Source organism: Halalkalibacter alkaliphilus, from assembly GCF_023555415.1.
Classification (GTDB): domain Bacteria; phylum Bacillota; class Bacilli; order Bacillales; family Bacillaceae_D; genus Halalkalibacter; species Halalkalibacter alkaliphilus.
On record NZ_JAKRYL010000020.1, the window covers coordinates 67664 to 84180 of the forward strand.

General features: G+C 39.6%; 13 protein-coding genes, 1 rRNA gene and 2 riboswitches. Of the genes, 11 read left to right on the top strand and 3 right to left on the bottom strand.

Annotation, left to right across the window (positions count from 1 at the left end; translation table 11 throughout):
• Positions 1 to 7: 7 nt before the first annotated feature.
• From MF646_RS17275 to MF646_RS17285, 3 genes are all read left to right on the top strand, one after another.
• The gene (locus MF646_RS17275) at positions 8 to 1672 is read left to right on the top strand and encodes an ATP-binding protein (protein WP_250097759.1); all 1665 of its coding nucleotides are present in this window, start codon (positions 8 to 10) and stop codon (positions 1670 to 1672) included.
• A complete protein-coding gene (locus tag MF646_RS17280) occupies positions 1672 to 2379 on the top strand; it encodes a response regulator (protein ID WP_250097760.1) in 708 nt (235 codons plus the stop codon). Before MF646_RS17275 ends, MF646_RS17280 begins: the two co-directional genes overlap by 1 nt.
• Positions 2380 to 2586: 207 nt before the next feature.
• Complete coding sequence (locus tag MF646_RS17285) at positions 2587 to 3909, top strand: CitMHS family transporter (protein WP_250097761.1); 1323 nt, start codon at positions 2587 to 2589, stop codon at positions 3907 to 3909.
• Positions 3910 to 3978: 69 nt separating this feature from the next.
• On the opposite strand, the gene MF646_RS17290 is transcribed toward MF646_RS17285, so the two are convergent.
• On the bottom strand, positions 3979 to 4857 hold the full coding sequence (locus MF646_RS17290) for an SMP-30/gluconolactonase/LRE family protein (RefSeq protein WP_250097762.1): 879 nt from the start codon (positions 4855 to 4857) through the stop codon (positions 3979 to 3981).
• Between the two features lie 183 nt (positions 4858 to 5040).
• Here MF646_RS17290 and MF646_RS17295 point away from each other — a divergent pair, with 183 nt between their 5' ends.
• Both MF646_RS17295 and MF646_RS17300 read left to right on the top strand, forming a co-directional pair.
• The gene (locus MF646_RS17295; RefSeq protein ID WP_250097763.1) at positions 5041 to 5709 is read left to right on the top strand and encodes a futalosine hydrolase; all 669 of its coding nucleotides are present in this window, start codon (positions 5041 to 5043) and stop codon (positions 5707 to 5709) included.
• A complete protein-coding gene (locus tag MF646_RS17300) occupies positions 5706 to 6536 on the top strand; it encodes a 1,4-dihydroxy-6-naphtoate synthase (protein ID WP_250097764.1) in 831 nt (276 codons plus the stop codon). Before MF646_RS17295 ends, MF646_RS17300 begins: the two co-directional genes overlap by 4 nt.
• A gap of 56 nt (positions 6537 to 6592) precedes the next feature.
• On the opposite strand, the gene MF646_RS17305 is transcribed toward MF646_RS17300, so the two are convergent.
• Positions 6593 to 7792 (bottom strand): DHH family phosphoesterase, encoded by a 1200-nt coding sequence (locus MF646_RS17305; RefSeq protein ID WP_250097765.1) that lies wholly within the window; start codon positions 7790 to 7792, stop codon positions 6593 to 6595.
• 121 nt (positions 7793 to 7913) lie between these two features.
• The gene (locus MF646_RS17310) at positions 7914 to 8084 is read right to left on the bottom strand and encodes a hypothetical protein (RefSeq protein WP_250097766.1); all 171 of its coding nucleotides are present in this window, start codon (positions 8082 to 8084) and stop codon (positions 7914 to 7916) included.
• A gap of 220 nt (positions 8085 to 8304) precedes the next feature.
• Here MF646_RS17310 and MF646_RS17315 point away from each other — a divergent pair, with 220 nt between their 5' ends.
• The 6 genes from MF646_RS17315 to MF646_RS17340 form a co-directional block, all read left to right on the top strand.
• Positions 8305 to 9264, top strand: coding sequence for an AAA family ATPase (locus tag MF646_RS17315; RefSeq protein ID WP_250097767.1), 960 nt, complete (start codon positions 8305 to 8307; stop codon positions 9262 to 9264).
• 98 nt (positions 9265 to 9362) lie between these two features.
• A complete protein-coding gene (locus MF646_RS17320; RefSeq protein WP_250097768.1) occupies positions 9363 to 10412 on the top strand; it encodes a DUF58 domain-containing protein in 1050 nt (349 codons plus the stop codon).
• A gap of 21 nt (positions 10413 to 10433) precedes the next feature.
• Positions 10434 to 12614: a transglutaminase TgpA family protein gene (locus MF646_RS17325; RefSeq protein WP_250097769.1), complete on the top strand. Its 2181-nt coding sequence runs from the start codon at positions 10434 to 10436 to the stop codon at positions 12612 to 12614.
• 41 nt (positions 12615 to 12655) lie between these two features.
• Positions 12656 to 12757, top strand: a riboswitch (purine riboswitch).
• A gap of 104 nt (positions 12758 to 12861) precedes the next feature.
• Positions 12862 to 14403, top strand: coding sequence for a glutamine-hydrolyzing GMP synthase (guaA, locus tag MF646_RS17330; RefSeq protein ID WP_250097770.1), 1542 nt, complete (start codon positions 12862 to 12864; stop codon positions 14401 to 14403).
• A 91-nt stretch (positions 14404 to 14494) separates the two neighbouring features.
• Positions 14495 to 14596, top strand: a riboswitch (purine riboswitch).
• A 109-nt stretch (positions 14597 to 14705) separates the two neighbouring features.
• Entirely contained in the window at positions 14706 to 16007 is a 1302-nt protein-coding gene (locus tag MF646_RS17335; protein ID WP_250097771.1) for an NCS2 family permease, read from the top strand.
• Between the two features lie 374 nt (positions 16008 to 16381).
• A 16S ribosomal RNA gene (locus tag MF646_RS17340) occupies positions 16382 to 16517 on the top strand; the annotation flags it as partial.

Genomic DNA, 16517 nt, shown 5'->3' on the forward strand with positions numbered 1-16517 from the left:
TCGGGTAATGATTTCATTTCAGAGTGGTGACAGTAGAAGATATTTAAATAAGCCAAAAACGAAGCTTAACTTAAAATTAAAAATGACGTTTCTTATTGTCATATTAATTATTGGAATGTTCTCGATTGTCGGATTATTTCTCCAATATTTCCTCTCAGATACATTGGAAACGCAGCTTGGTGAACGGGCGCTGAGTGTGGCTGAGAGTGTTGCCCAAATACCTGAGTTAAAAGATGCATTTGGTTTGGATAATCCTTCAGCGGTCATTCAACCTCTTGTTTCACCAATTCGAGAAGCGACTGGTGCAGAATTTATTGTGGTAGGTAATCGAAATGAGATCCGATATGCCCATCCGAATCCAGACCAAATAGGAAACAAGATGGTTGGCGAGGATAATGACCGTGCACTGATTCATGGTGAATCCTATGTCTCAAAGGCAGTAGGGTCGTTAGGGCAATCGATTCGGGGGAAGGTGCCAGTTATCTCGCAGGAAGGCGAAATAATCGGAGTTGTTTCTGTCGGTTTTTTAAATGAGGATGTTCAAAGCATTGTTAAAAATTATAGCCGGGAACTATGGTATGTGCTTTTAGCTATCGTTGGGGTAGGAATGATAGGTGCGGTCCTCATTGCAAATTATATAAAAAAATTGTTATTTGGCTTAGAGCCTGAAGAAATTTCACATCTTCTTTTGCAGAAAGAAACGATCCTGCAATCGACTCATGAAGGGATTATCGCCGTAAATAAAGAAGGTACGATTACAATGATGAACGCGGCAGCAAAGCGGTTGATTTCGAGTAATAGAAAAGAAACCGACCAATTGATTGGCAGGCCGATTTTGGAGGTGCTTCCGAATTCAGAGCTTCATAAAGTGCTTGAACGAGGAGAGAGCCAATACAATAAAGAGCTGTTGCTAGGAAACCATATTGTCCTTGTAAATCGCGTCCCTATTTATTATGACAATATGTTAATTGGAGCAGTGTCTACGTTTCGAAATAAAACAGAAATTGAAAAGCTATCAAAAGAACTAACAAGGGTAAAACAGTATGCTGATGCTTTACGCGCGCAAACTCATGAGTTTTCTAATAAAATGTATACAATATTAGGCCTTATTCAATTAGGGAAAAGTGAAGAGGCGGTTGATTTTATTCGGAGAGAAAGCAACATTCAACAAAAGTGGATACGGTTTTTATTTGAAAAAGTACCCGATCCATTGGTGAATGCCATATTGTTGGGTAAGTTGAATCAAGCAAATGAACAAAGGGTTCGTTTAACTATTGATCCTGAAAGCAGGTTAACACACCGTTTGTCTGATAAAAAGCGGGATGCTCTCGTAACAGTTCTTGGCAACCTAATAGAAAACGCCATTGATGCTGTGAAAAATAATTCTGAGTCGAAACGAGATGTTTCAATATTCTTTACGGATATCGGAGAAGAGATTGTGTTTGAAATTGAGGATGCAGGGAAAGGTGTGCCTAGCGATTTTGCTTTAGATATTTTTAAACAAGGGTTCTCAACTAAAGAAGGTTCACACCGAGGAATTGGTTTAGCGTTAACAAAACAGGTCCTTACAGAAATTGGTGGAAATATTTTCTTGGAAGAGGGCGAACTAGGAGGCGCTTGTTTTGTCGTAACAATACCAAAGGAAAATACAGATAAGGGGGGACTTGAGTAATGCGCCATGATTTTCAAGTGTTAATTGTGGAAGATGACTTTCGGGTTGCTGAAATTACAAGGCAATTTGTTGAGAAAGTGGAAGGGTTTAAAGTTATTGATATTGTAAAAACCGGTGAAGAAGCACGACAAGTGTTAAAACGGCTAACGACATTACCAGATCTTATTCTGTTGGATGTATATATCCCTGATGTTCACGGTTTGGAGCTCTTTTGGGAGATTCGTAAAGAGTATCAAAGCATAGATCTTATTATGATGACTGCAGCAAAGGAAGTTTCGACAATTGAAGAGACATTACGAGGGGGAATATTCGATTATATTGTAAAACCTGTTGAGTTCTCACGGTTTAAACAAACGCTTGACCAGTATTATGAACAAAGAAGCGTATTAGCTTCTAAAGAAAGTATGGAGCAGGAGGAAATTGACCAATTAACTAGATTTTCCGTACAAAAGCAAACATCTCCTAATATAGAAGCAGTCGATAATTTACCAAAGGGGATTGATCGTCTCACGTTAGATAAGATTAAAAGCATTATGGAACGAAACCGCGAAAATGGGTTGACTGCTGTGCAAGTGGGGAAAGAGATTGGAGCTAGCAGGTCGACAGCAAGACGTTATTTAGAATATTTGGTTTCAATTAAAGAGTTATTAGCAGAACAAAAATATGGAGACGTCGGGCGACCGGAACGACGATATTTGCTAAAGTGAACAATATGGACAAAATTCATTTAATGATCAATATTTTGTTTATTTTCATAAACTTCATCTCTCTTTTCAATCGTGGTAAATTTCTATGTACATAGAAAACTTTGAAAAGAGAGATTTTTTCTAGTGAAGTTAGGTTAAAATGTATCCGCTTTCAAACCTTCTCTCTTTTCAAGTGAACGTTTATTTAATTTGAAAGGGGAGATATGAATGCTGAGTATCATTGGTCTAGTTACGATCTTGACTATTGTGTTTTTGTTATTAAGCGGACGAATTACGCCGATTATCGGACTTGTGCTTGTTCCTATTATTGGTGCGCTATTTGCAGGATTTGGGTTTGCTGAAATAGGTGTCCTTTTTGGTGAAGGAATTGACCGAGTAATCAATGTCGTCATTATGTTTATTTTTGCAATTCTCTTTTTTGGAGTTATGCAAGATGCGGGATTATTTGACCCAATTATTAATAAAATGATTGCGATTTCAAGAGGGGATGTTATTGCTGTTGCTGTCGGTACAGTTATCATTGGAGCAATTGCACACCTTGATGGATCTGGAGCTTCAACATTTCTTATTACAATTCCAGCACTGTTGCCTTTATATAAGAGACTGAAAATGAGTCCGTATTTGTTGCTCTTATTAGTTGGTTTAAGTGCAAGTATTATTAATATGGTTCCATGGGGAGGCCCGATTGGGAGAACTGCTGCAGTTATTGGAGCAGATCCTACGGAGTTGTGGAGACCTCTAATTCCAGTTCAAATTATTGCCATGATTTTATTAATAGGATTAGCTGTTATTTTAGGCTTGAGAGAAAAACGGAAAATTTCAAAGTTGACGGAATCAGAAAATGCAGAATTAGAAGCTGCCGCAACGTTAGAAGTGCCAGAGCAGGCTGCGCCATCTAAAAAAGATGAGTCACTTGCGCGTCCGAAACTATTGTGGGCTAACTTACTACTGACGCTAGGTGTCATTACGATGTTAGTATGGGGGATTATCCCTGCTGGTTTTGTTTTCATGATCAGTTTAAGTATCGCCTTAATCATGAATTATCCTAAAGTTGATGATCAAATGGAGCGAATTAAAGCGCACGCACCTAACGCCTTGTTAATGGCTGCCATTATTCTTGCGGCTGGATCATTTTTAGGGATTTTAGATGGAACAGGAATGTTACAATCGCTAGCGACAGATCTCGTTCTATTTTTACCAGCATTTATCGTTCCTTATTTACACCTTGTTATCGGATTTTTGGGTGTACCGTTTGAACTTGTGTTGAGTACGGATGCTTACTATTTTGCTTTAGTACCAGTCGTAGAACAAATTGTGTCTGGGTACGGAGTGGAGACGACTTCTGCTGCTTATGCGATGGTAATAGGGAATATTATCGGTACATTTATCAGTCCATTTTCACCTGCTCTTTGGTTAGCTCTTGGGCTTGCAGGACTTGAAATGGGTAAGCATATCCGTTACTCGTTCTTTTGGGTATGGGGATTTAGTATTGTATTGATTGTAGCTGCTATGTTAATAGGAGTCATTTAATTTAAATATGAAGGGGTGTCTCGAAAAGGTCCAATACAGACCTTTTGAGACACCCCTTTTAAACTAGCATCAATCTTCAAAAAGGTAGGCAGGAATTCCTTTGACATTTGTTTTTACTTTAAATAGATGACCTGAATCGGGGTAAGAATGAAAATCTGACTCTGCCATCCCTATCCGAGCTGTTGTAATGTATAATTCATCAAGGTTTTTTCCGCCAAATGTGCAAGATGTAACGTTTTTTGCTGGAACTGCAATTTCATCTAATAGGTTCCCTGAATGTGGATCCCAGCGTGTCACCTTGCTGCCTCCCCAATGTGCTACCCAGATCATGCCTTCTTGGTCGATCGTCATCCCATCTGGATAGCCGTTACCATCTGGGATGGTTACTGCTGTTTTGGCAAGTGAGATGTCTCCAGTTTCCTTGTTATAATTGTACATTTGGACCTCACGTGTTGGTGTATCAATATAGTACATATACTTATAATCAGGACTCCAAGCTAATCCGTTTGAAATAGTAACTGGAGAGATCACTTTCTTTATGTCTCCAGATGGTTGAAAGCAATACAGGGAACCTGCACCGGTTTCTTCTTCGAGAGACATAGTCCCAGCCCAAAAGCGTCCAGCTGGGTCGCATTTACCGTCATTAAAACGATTATTGGACAATTTCTCTTCAGGATTCGTTAAAAAAGTTAATTGTCCAGATTGAATATTGTAACGGTAAATTCCATTTTCCATCGCTAACAAGAGGTCGCCTGACTTACTGCCGACAACAGCACCGATATATTGCTCAAAAGTTATTGTTCGGTTTTCGCATTTTTGTGGTTCATAAATATGGAGTTTCTTTTCGAGAATATCAACCCAATATAAACGTTCGTTTTCATGATCCCAATGCGGTCCTTCCCCTAATGTGGCTTTTGCAGGTACAGCTATTTCTACTTGATAAGACATGAATCTACCTCCTGAATTTTCAGTAACTCAATATCCTTTATCATACCATGTTTAGTAGAATTATTTAGGGAACTAAGAGGTGTTAAGGCTTGTAGGAAGTCTTATACTAGTCAAGGATCGGGTAATTAGATACACTAAATGTTACAGAGTAAGTCAACTGTGTTATGGAGGAGAGTGCGCATAATGAGCGGATCTAATAAAGTGTTAAATCGACGTGTGCTGATCGTTACTTCCGTTTCTGCAGAGAAGGAAGCCATCTTACGCGGGTTACGTAATACCAATGACTTTGATGTCATCGTAGCGGGAGTGGGACAAGCTGCAGCTGCGGTGGCTACAGCAACTGCATTGGCAAAAACGCAATATAATTATGTGATTAACGCGGGCATTGCTGGTGGTTTCGAAGGGAAAGCAGAGGTTGGTTCTCTTGCGGTATCGACTGAAGTGGTGGCGGCAGATTTAGGAGCAGAATCCTATGATGGATTTTTGAGTTTAGAGGAATTAAAGTTAGGTTCGTCTAAGATAGAAGTGGAACAAGCAATGGTTACGCGTATTTGTGCTGAGGCAATGGAACAAGGGATACCGGTTCAGGAAGGGGCTATCCTTACATTGTCGACAGTGACAGGTACACAAGAAACAGCGAATTATTTATTAGAACGGTTTCCTCATGCTATAGCAGAGGGGATGGAAGGCTTTGGTGTAGCGGAAGCAGCGAAGCAAACTCAAATCCCCGTTATCGAGGTTAGATCGATTTCTAATAAAGTTGGTCCGAGAGATCGTGAATCTTGGCGCATAAAAGAAGCGCTTGCTACGTTAGAGAAAGCAAGTTCAATTTTTTCGGAGGTGTTCAAATGAAAATAGCATTTTCTCCTTGTCCAAATGATACATTTGTTTTCCACGCATGGGTTCATGGGTTAATACCAGGAGCACCGAAACTAGATGTGACGTATGCAGATATTGATATTACAAACAATTGGGTAGCAGAAGGGAAAGGCCCCGAGGTTCAGAAAATTTCTTATGCTGCACTTCCTTGGGTGCTGTCTGAGTATGCTTTAATTCCTTGTGGAGGGGCGCTGGGCAGAGGGTGTGGACCGCTTGTCTTAACGAAAGAAGCGCAGCTAGGTCCAGAAGCAATTACAGGTAAAAAAGTAGCTGTACCAAGTGAGCGTTCAACAGCTTATTTATTGTTTCGGTTGTGGGCGGCGCAAAATGTTCCGGGTGGAGTTGGAGAAATTGTTGTGCTGCCATTTCATGAAATTATGCCTGCTGTCCAAGCTGGAGACATTGATGCAGGACTAGTCATCCATGAAGCTCGTTTTACGTATCAGCAATATGGCCTTAATCTTTTGACGGACTTAGGGAATTGGTGGGAAGAAGACACGGGGTTGCCGATTCCGTTAGGGGCAATTATTGCACACCGTTCTCTAGACCTAGAGGCAATTACAAGTTGGATTCGAGCTTCGGTTGAGTATGCTTGGGCTCATCCAGAAGTGTCAAAGTCGTATATTATGGAGCATGCTCAAGAGCTTTCTCATGACGTTGCGAAATCACATATTGATTTGTATGTTAATGAGTTTACGCTAGATTTAGGAGAAGATGGTTATGCGGCGATTGAAGCATTACTAGGAAGGGCGGCTGAAGAAGGATTAGTTCCAAAGTTTGATTTGAGTGCTCTAAGATAAGTATGGTTATGACCCCGCATTTTAATGAAATGAGGGGTCAACTTTTTTGTGAGTAGTTAATTTCCTTTTGTTTTTGAGCGTTTTTCGTTTAAGACATTTTCTGATAGGTATCTTACAAATAGTTCATCGCGAACAAGCCATGCTAAGTGATTTCGTTTAATTTGGCGCTCGGCTTCTTCGAACGATGAAAAGGAACTTTCGACTGATTGGTTCTTTTCTAATACCCACTTCTTATCACTTATAGGGTAAATGAAGAAACGATTTTCTTCACTATCTGCATACAAAGAGCCTGATTGACTTGCCTTTAAATTATGTTGGTTTCTAAAAGCGTCAATTCGCAGAGGTTCGATCGGAAATGGTTCAGCTATGAAAAGTTTGTATGCTTCTTCGTTGAGCGAGCAGCCAGAAGCTTTTGCGTGACCGCCACCACCGAACTGGCCAGCAATTTCTGATACGTCAACATCATCATGAATGGTTCGAAAACTGATTTTTTTGCCTCCTAAATTTAGAATAGCAATATAATCAAGATGCGGACTATCCTTTCCTAATTCATTTCCTAGTTCTGAATGATAAGATTCAGCATGAACAATACCGGCGCAATAGTTGCCAATGAACGTTTGTACGAGCTCTCTTCTTTTTCTTCTTATATAACGTTCGATCTTCGTTTCTTCCATATCAAGAATTTTTTCTTCAAATTCATCGAAGCTAAAAGTTTCGCTTTCTTGAAGGCGGTTCACCATTCGTTCTTCAAATTCATCGATAGAAATCATGAAAAACAGATCGTTTAGCCGTTTAGCCTTTAGGACATTGTTCCTTTCCCATTCCCATGTGTCCCATAGTCGTACTAGCTCGACAAATTCATCTAAAGAAGAAGATTGTTTCAAGAAACCTTGCTCAACTAGAAACTCATAAAATAACGAGGTTGCTGCAGCTAATCTTCCGTCTTCGTATTCAACTGTGACAGAACCCCAGCTATATTCATTAAAATGGAGAGCTGTTTTATGATGGTCAAGTAATGTTGCGCTTCCTCCCTTTTTAACGAATTCATCTAATTTTTTTTCGTTATCACTATGTACAGATAGGTCAGTGATGAGTAATACATCATCTAAGTTGTCTCTCTCTAAAAAACGCTCAATCTGAAAATTTAATCCTTGAACGGAGTTATAGCGAACGTCAACATTTGATCCAAAGGCTAAGCGAGCAAGAATTCCGCAGCCTACACCATCTAAGTCGTTGTGAGTATACAATCGATACATCAAATACCCCCTCCTATACCTATAGTATGCATCAGTGAGGAGGGAATATTGAGTGGAATTTAGAAATTTAAATGTAATGTGAGCTTGAATGTAAGGAGGTGTTTTGAGGCGTTAGTAAATGTTACTTTGTGAAAGAGGCTTCGTCGCTAGCTGTTCTTTTCTTATAAATAAGTTGATTAACAATTGTGGCAATAATGATAGCGGCAATTAACCCGTATAATAGACCGACATAACTATAGGTGATGAACCCAATGATAAGTCCGAATGCAATGAATGATAAACCGATTGTCATAAGATCCCTCCTTTAGTTTCCATATCCTAACACAGAAACAAAGGCTTTATACGTTTTGTGTTAGATTATTTACAAGAAAAATAGATGAACTCTATATGTATGCCAAAAGGAAATCGTTTAGTATTTCTCTTAAAATTGGTAATGCAATTATAACGTTTTTTATAGGTTGAAATGGTATGATGGAAATAGACTGGTTATTTATTAGATTGGAGGCAGTTGCATGACAGCAGCGGTTGAACGAATTGAAAAAGTAATTGAAAACATTGAACTTGTCGTCGTTGGCAAGAGGAAAGAGGTTGAGTTAAGCCTTGTTGCGCTCTTTGCTGGAGGACATGTTCTGCTTGAAGATGTTCCGGGAGTTGGCAAGACGATGATGGTTAAAGCGATAGCCAAATCTCTTGGAGCGGAATTTAAACGAATTCAATTCACACCAGATCTCCTGCCATCAGATGTGACAGGGGTATCGATATATAATCAACTTAAGCAGCAGTTTGAGTTTCGACCGGGTCCTATTTTGGCGAATATTGTCCTTGCAGATGAAATAAATAGAACTTCACCAAAGACGCAATCGGCATTACTTGAAGCATTAGAAGAAAGCAGTGTAACGATAGATGGAGAAACTCTTCAGCTTGAAAAACCGTTCTTTGTTATGGCTACACAAAATCCTATTGAGTATGCTGGGACATTCCCATTACCTGAAGCTCAGCTTGATCGGTTCTTAATTAAGTTAAATCTAGGGTATCCAACGGCCTTAGAAGAATTAGAAGTACTAGAACGACTTCAGCATAAGCATCCACTTGAAGATATTAAGCCGGTAATGACAACAACGGAGGTAGTAGATATCCAATCTGAAATAACGAAAGTTCTCGTTAGTGAAGACGTGAAAATGTACATGATTGACCTAGTGCATGAAACGCGAAAAAATCGAGCAGTCGAGTTAGGTGTAAGTCCACGGGGGACGATTGCGTTGATGAAAGCATCTCAAGCATATGCTTTTATGCAAGGAAGAGAGTATGTACTTCCGGATGATGTGAAGCATCTAGCACCATATATACTTGCACACCGAATGATGTTAACGGCCGAGGCCAAAATGTCTAACAGAACACAAGAAGAAGTGATTTCTTCTATTCTGGAGCTGGTCCGAATTCCTGTAAATCAGAGAAGGTTGACGCGCTCGTGAAAAGAGGGAAGAGGAACTTTCGTCTATTTGTAAAATGCGCACTTCTTTTACTATTTATTGCGACTGCGTTTTCTTATGCGATGTTTCAAGGTGGATTTGTGAGTTGGTTTTTATTTTATAGTGTTGTAACGGTAGTGATTTCCACCGTTTTGGTGGCTTTGTATCCATTTCGTATAGTCAAGGCGGAACGGGTATTTCATAAAGATGTATTGCGAGCCGGTGAGTCGTTAACGGTTACGGTCACGCTTCATAAGCGTGCGCTTCAGCCGTTTTTTTATGTTAGGGTTCTAGATCTGATTCCAAAAAATCTCGGAACCTATGAAGAATCAGGTTCTCTCTTTTTCTTTTCTTTCCAAAGGCGTCTTGTCTTCTCGTACACTGTACGTGATGTGAAGAGGGGTGCACATACATTTGAACAATTATCGCTCGTCTTCGGTGATTTATTTGGTTTGTTTGAAAGAGAGAAGAAGGTACTTTGTGAAACAAAGGTTCTTGTATATCCTCGCTTTCATGAGCTACCCCCAATTAATGATTTTGGAAAACCGAGAAGATTAGATGGCAGAAGAATTCAGCATTCTTTTGAGGAAGATCGTTCTCTTGCTGGTGTCCGGCAGTATGTGCCTGGAGACCGGTTAACTTCAATTGACTGGAAACAATCGGCTAGGTCGAGCAAGCTAATGACGAAAGAGTTTGAGTCTTATCAGGGCGAAGGGATTGTGGTTGCATTTGATTCAGCCGTTATCGATCCGAATGAATCTGTTTTTGAGCATTCAGTCGAATTGGCAGCTTCCTTAATGGTCACCTTTACTCAAAAACAACCGGGAGTGAGGCTTGCGGTTAGACTTGGAGATTGGATGTCACTTGAAGTGAATCAACGATCTATTTCAAAAGGTTTAATGACATTGGCGCAATTGATACCAAGTGGCGAGCCGACACCTGCCATTCATAAGGTATACCGAGATTGGTCAGGGATGCATGTATACTACGTTTGTGTTCGGTTAAATGAACAAGTATTAAAAGTTTGTAAAACGTTATTAGAAGAGAGTGTTGTTGTTACTGTATGTTTAGTTGCCGTTTCGGAGCAAGATCGTACGTTTATAAAGGAGCTGGAAAAGGCTGGAGTTTCGACCTTTATTGAAAACGAATAAATTGAAAGGGGAGGGGAAGTCGTGCGTTTAGATCAAAAGCAAACCGAAACAGGAAGGGATTTCTTGTTGTATGGATTAAGTTTCCTGCTGCTTATGGAATGGCTTTTACCACTCCCGCACATTACAGATACTGGGTATATTTTTGTTTTTGTGCTAGTTACAGCTGTCTTTTTCTTTATTACATTTTTACAATTGCCTGTCATTGTCTCCATGGTATTAAAGTCCTTAGTCGTTTTTTATGGACTTTACTTAGTTTTCATGGATGGACCATTTCTATCTTTTGAATGGTTCCTTTATATTGTTTCTGACATCATGATAAATATCAACCTTATGTTGACGGGTGGTTGGTATGGACTGACCGACCTATTTCGGAGCTTTTTATTCTTCGTCTTGTTAGCGATTATGAGTTATCTTTTGTTTTATTGGACAGTACATGCAAGAAGAGTGTTGTTTTTTCTAGTTTTTACTGTTGTTTATGTCACTGTAATAGATACTTTTACTATTTATGACGCCACATTTGCTATAATACGTACGTTTATAATTGGTTTTCTTTTACTAGGTTTGGTTACTATGTACCGGATGATTGAACAACAAACCGTGTATAAAGCACCTAAACTTTTGCCTGTTCGCCTTGCAATGTTACTTATCATGCTTATTGGTGCAGGTGGGTTATTAGGGTTGTTATCTCCCAAACTAGACCCGCAATGGGATGATCCTGTTCCATTTGTACGAGCAGCTGTTGGAATGGGCGAAAATGGATCAGGAGAGCTCATCCAGCGAATTGGTTATGGAGATAATGATGAGCGACTAGGTGGCGGATTCATAGATGATGATACTCCTGTATTTTATGCCTTCTCTACAAGAGAACATTATTGGAGAGGAGAAACGAAGGATTATTATACAGGTCGAGGTTGGGAAACGACCACCCCTGTAGAAAGAAAGAGTTTTTTATATAGTAATCTTGGCCGAGAGATAGTTGAATATGAAACGTTGGAAGCTGAGATTATGTTAACCGAACACTCAAGAGGGTTTGATCATTTGTTTTATCCTGGTGAATTACAGCTAAGTAATCAGATTAGAGAATTTGAATTGTTCCAAGATGCTTATACAGGGAAAGCGAGTACGTATCGAGGTGCTCAGTCTATCAAACTTGAACATTATCAATATGAGTACTTGTATCCTAGTTATCAAATTGAAGGGCTGCGCCAAACGAGTAATCAAGACCCCGATGATATACGAGATTATTATACTCAGCTTCCTGATGACTTGCCTACCCGGATACGAGACCTTGCTTTAGAAATAACTGAAGGGGAAGAAAATCGTTATGACCGAGCAAAAGCAATTGAGTCTTATTTTGGGCGGAATGATTTTCAGTATGAAACTCAAGATGTTCCTGTTCCGAGAGAGGGACAAGACTATGTTGATCAGTTTTTGTTTGAAACGATGCGAGGATACTGTGATAATTTTTCTACAGCGATGATTGTATTGCTACGAACAATTGATATTCCTGCTAGATGGGCAAAGGGATTTACCCAAGGTGAGCTTATTGGTACTGAAGATTCTCGAAATGTTTATCAAGTGACAAATGGAAACGCTCATTCATGGGTAGAGGTATATTTCCCAGAAGTGGGGTGGGTACCGTTTGAACCAACTCGCGGATTCGATAATGTGTATGAGTTTAACGAACCAGAAGTCGAAAGAGAGGAAACAGGAGAAGATTCAAGGGTAGAAGATGAGGAAGAAGAAAATGAGCCAGAAGTGGAGGATGCATTTGCCGATTTAGAGGGGGATGATGAGCAATCATCTACAAGTGCAGGTTCTTCTCGAAATTGGACGATACCGGGTGGGCCTTGGATCTTAACTGGGCTCATAGTTGGAATGTTTTTATTTGTTCTTGCTAAAAATAAACGGATTGTCCAATACTATATATTAAGAAAGTTTGGTCGAAGAGACGATAAAGAGGCCTTTTTGCAAGCGTATGATCGCTTACTTTGGTTATTAAAGTATGTTGGTTGGGAACGTGAAAACGGGGAGACGCTTAGAGAATACGCTACGCGAATGGATAAACTTTTTAACACGACAGAAATGATGAGTTTGACGATTGAATACGAACGGATTATGTATGGTGGTCAATCGATTGATGCTAGTTGGTCGAAACAAAAGCCGAATTGGCTTTCCTTTGTTCGGAAAATCGATTCTTGACCGTCTTAAAGCTCACTGATAAAATGAATCAGTGTTTAAAAAGTGTATAAAGAATCGACCTTCGTATATCCTTAGGAATATGGCCTAAGAGTCTCTACCGGATTACCGTAAAAAATCTGACTATGAAGGCAGAAAGAAGAACTAGAATTTCTGCCTTCCTTGTTCATGTATATGGACAAGTAGGTGAATTCTAGTTCTCTTTTTGTAAAGGGATGTACGAATGAAATCATAAAAAGGGTGGGAAAGCATGACTGAATTAAACCAAGAAATGATTGTTGTACTAGACTTTGGTGGACAATACAATCAATTAATTGCAAGACGTATTCGTGATCTAGGTGTGTATAGTGAATTGCACTCTAACAAGTTAACAGCAGAAGAAATTAAAAAAATGAACCCTAAAGGAATTATTTTCTCTGGTGGTCCTAATAGTGCGTATGTAGAGGGTGCGCCTAAGTGTGATCCAGCTATTTATGATCTTGGTATTCCTATTTTAGGGATTTGTTATGGAATGCAGTTAATGACTCAGCACTTCGGTGGGAAAGTGGATGCAGCTGATCACCGTGAATACGGAAAAGCGACGATTAAAGTTGAAAACCAATCAAAAATCTTCAAAGGGTTACCGATTGAACAATCTACTTGGATGAGTCATGGTGATTTAATTACTGCCCCTCCAGAAGGGTTTGTTGTTGATGCATTTAACCCTTCTACTCCAGTAGCGGCAATGAGTAATGAGGCGCAAAGCCTATATGGCGTTCAATTCCACCCAGAAGTTCGTCATTCTGAATTTGGAAATGATATGCTGAAAAACTTTGCTTTTGAAGTGTGCGGATGTACAGGCGACTGGTCAATGGAGAACTTCGTCGAAGTAGAAATGGAGAAAATTAGAGAGCAAGTAGGAGATAAGCAAGTTCTTTGTGCCTTAAGTGGTGGTGTTGATTCTTCTGTTGTAGCTGTCTTAATCCATAAGGCGATTGGAGATCAGTTAACTTGTATGTTTATCGATCACGGGCTTCTTCGTAAAGGTGAAGCGGAAAGTGTTATGAAAACGTTCAGCGAAGGCTTTAATATGAAAGTCATTAAAATTGATGCACAAGAACGTTTCTTAGGTAAATTAGAAGGAGTCTCAGACCCTGAACAAAAACGTAAAATCATCGGAAATGAATTTATTTATGTGTTTGATGAAGAAGCATCGAAGCTAAAGGATATGGATTTCCTAGCTCAAGGTACTCTTTATACTGACATTATTGAGAGTGGTACAGATACTGCGCAAACGATCAAGTCTCATCATAATGTAGGTGGACTTCCTGAGGATATGCGTTTTGAATTAATTGAGCCGCTTAATACATTGTTTAAGGATGAAGTTCGTAAACTTGGGACAGAGCTTGGCATCCCTGATGAGATTGTATGGCGTCAACCATTCCCGGGACCAGGTTTGGGTATTCGTGTACTCGGAGAGATCACAGAAGAGAAATTAGAGATTGTTCGGGAATCTGATGCGATTTTACGTGAAGAGATTAAAAAAGCAGGTCTTGATCGCGAAATTTGGCAGTATTTCACGGCACTTCCAAACATGCGTAGTGTAGGAGTTATGGGAGATGCTCGTACGTACGACTATACTGTTGGTATCCGAGCGGTTACGTCCATTGATGGGATGACGTCGGACTGGGCGCGTATTCCTTGGGATGTGCTTGAAATTATTTCAACAAGAATTGTGAATGAGGTAAAGCATGTAAACCGTGTTGTTTACGATGTAACTTCAAAACCGCCAGCGACGATCGAATGGGAATAAGTGTAAAGACGAATATTTAATAAAAATAAACAAAAAAACGTTCGTGTTTTTATTGACAAAGGATAAGGGAATTGATACAATTCTTTAGGTCAACAAGAATTGTATAGTCTTTCGTATAATTGCGGGAATATGGCCTGCGAGTCTCTACCAAGCTTCCGTAAAGAGCTTGACTACGAAAATCAATCTACCCTTTTGTTATAAGGATATGAACGATTTTTTGTTAGTTAAGCTTCCAAGTGTGATGTATTGGAAGCTTTTTTCTGTTTATATTACGAGTAAGACAAAAAAATGGAGGAACGCAAATGGAACGTTATTTTGGTTTTAAAGAACACGGAACATCGTATAGAAAAGAATCAGTTGCTGGGTTAACAACATTCTTATCGATGGCATATATTTTATTTGTTAATCCAATGATCTTAGCTGATGCGGGGATGGATATTGGTGCTGTGTTCACAGCGACTGCTTTAGCAGCGGCGATCGGAACGTTAATTATGGGGATAGTAGCGAATTATCCGATTGCTCTAGCTCCTGGAATGGGGTTAAATGCCTTTTTTGCTTATTCAGTTGTTCTTGGGTTAGGGATAGACTGGCAAGTTGCTTTATTTGGTGTTTTTCTTTCTGGTATTATCTTTATTTTAATTACGGTATTTAAAATTCGAGAAGTGATTATTAATGCCATTCCTGCTGAGTTGAAGTATGCAGCAGCAGCTGGTATAGGTTTGTTTATTGCTTTTATTGGTTTAAAAGGAGCCGGGATTGTTGTTCCTTATGAAGCGACAGCAGTAACGTTAGGAAACTTACTTGCTCCACCAACTTTGTTAGCTATTTTTGGTGTTGTGATCACGGTAGTTTTTATGGTTCGTGGTATTAATGGTGGAATCTTTTACGGGATGGTTATAACGGCTATAGCTGGTGTTGTTACTGGTGTGATTGCTCCACCAGAAGCGATTGTTGGATCTATTCCGAGTTTGGCTCCAACATTTGGTCAAGCATTTGCGATTGATTGGTCAACTGTTTTCACATGGCAGTTACTTGTAGTTGTGTTGACTTTCTTATTTGTTGATTTCTTTGATACAGCAGGAACTCTTTATGCTGTTGCGAACCAAGCTGGGTTTGTTAAAGATAATAAGCTGCCTCGTGCTGGTAAGGCGCTGCTTGCTGATTCAAGTACAACTTCTATTGGTGCGATCCTAGGAACGTCAACAACAACGGCTTACATTGAGTCTGCTTCTGGTGTAGCAGCTGGAGGGCGCACTGGGTTTACGTCTGTAGTAACTGCAGGATTGTTTCTCATTGCATTGTTCTTCTCTCCGTTACTGGCTGTTGTGACAGCTGAGGTAACATCTGCGGCGCTAATTATTGTTGGGATTTTAATGGCTTCTTCATTAGGATTAATTGATTGGAAGAGGTTTGAAATAGCTGTGCCTGCTTTCGTAACGGTAATTGCTATGCCGTTGACGTATAGTATCGCAACAGGAATTGCGATGGGCTTTATCCTGTATCCAATTACGATGGTTGCTAAAGGGAAAGCAAAAGAGATTCATCCGATAATGTATGTTCTCTTCTTTGTATTTCTTGCTTACTTTATTTTCTTGTCAAAATAACACTTGTTAAATTAGAACAGCACTCTTTTGTGAGGGTGCTGTTTTTTTTTATGGCTGTAAAGGGATATAGTTTATTTAAGGGAGGAGAAAAACTAATTTTTAAAAAAGTATTGACTGATCTTCAATAAGGTGGTAAATTTAATCTCGTTGTCAAAACAGATTATCTTTTGTTGAAATAACAAGAAAAAAGTTGTTGACTTCTTTCGACGCTGTTGTTATGATATTGAAGTCGCTAACAACGACAAATGAGTTCTTTGAAAACTGAACAAAAGCCAAGCGAAATAGAGATACATTATATCTCGTTAATTTCTAAAGTGATTTATTATAATCACGCAAAGTATCGTTAGCGATACATTTTGAGCTAATCAAACACTTTTATGGAGAGTTTGATCCTGGCTCAGGACGAACGCTGGCGGCGTGCCTAATACATGCAAGTCGAGCGGACTAATTAAGAGCTTGCTCTTATGACGTTAGCGGCGGACGGGTGAGTAACACGTGGGCAACCTGCCC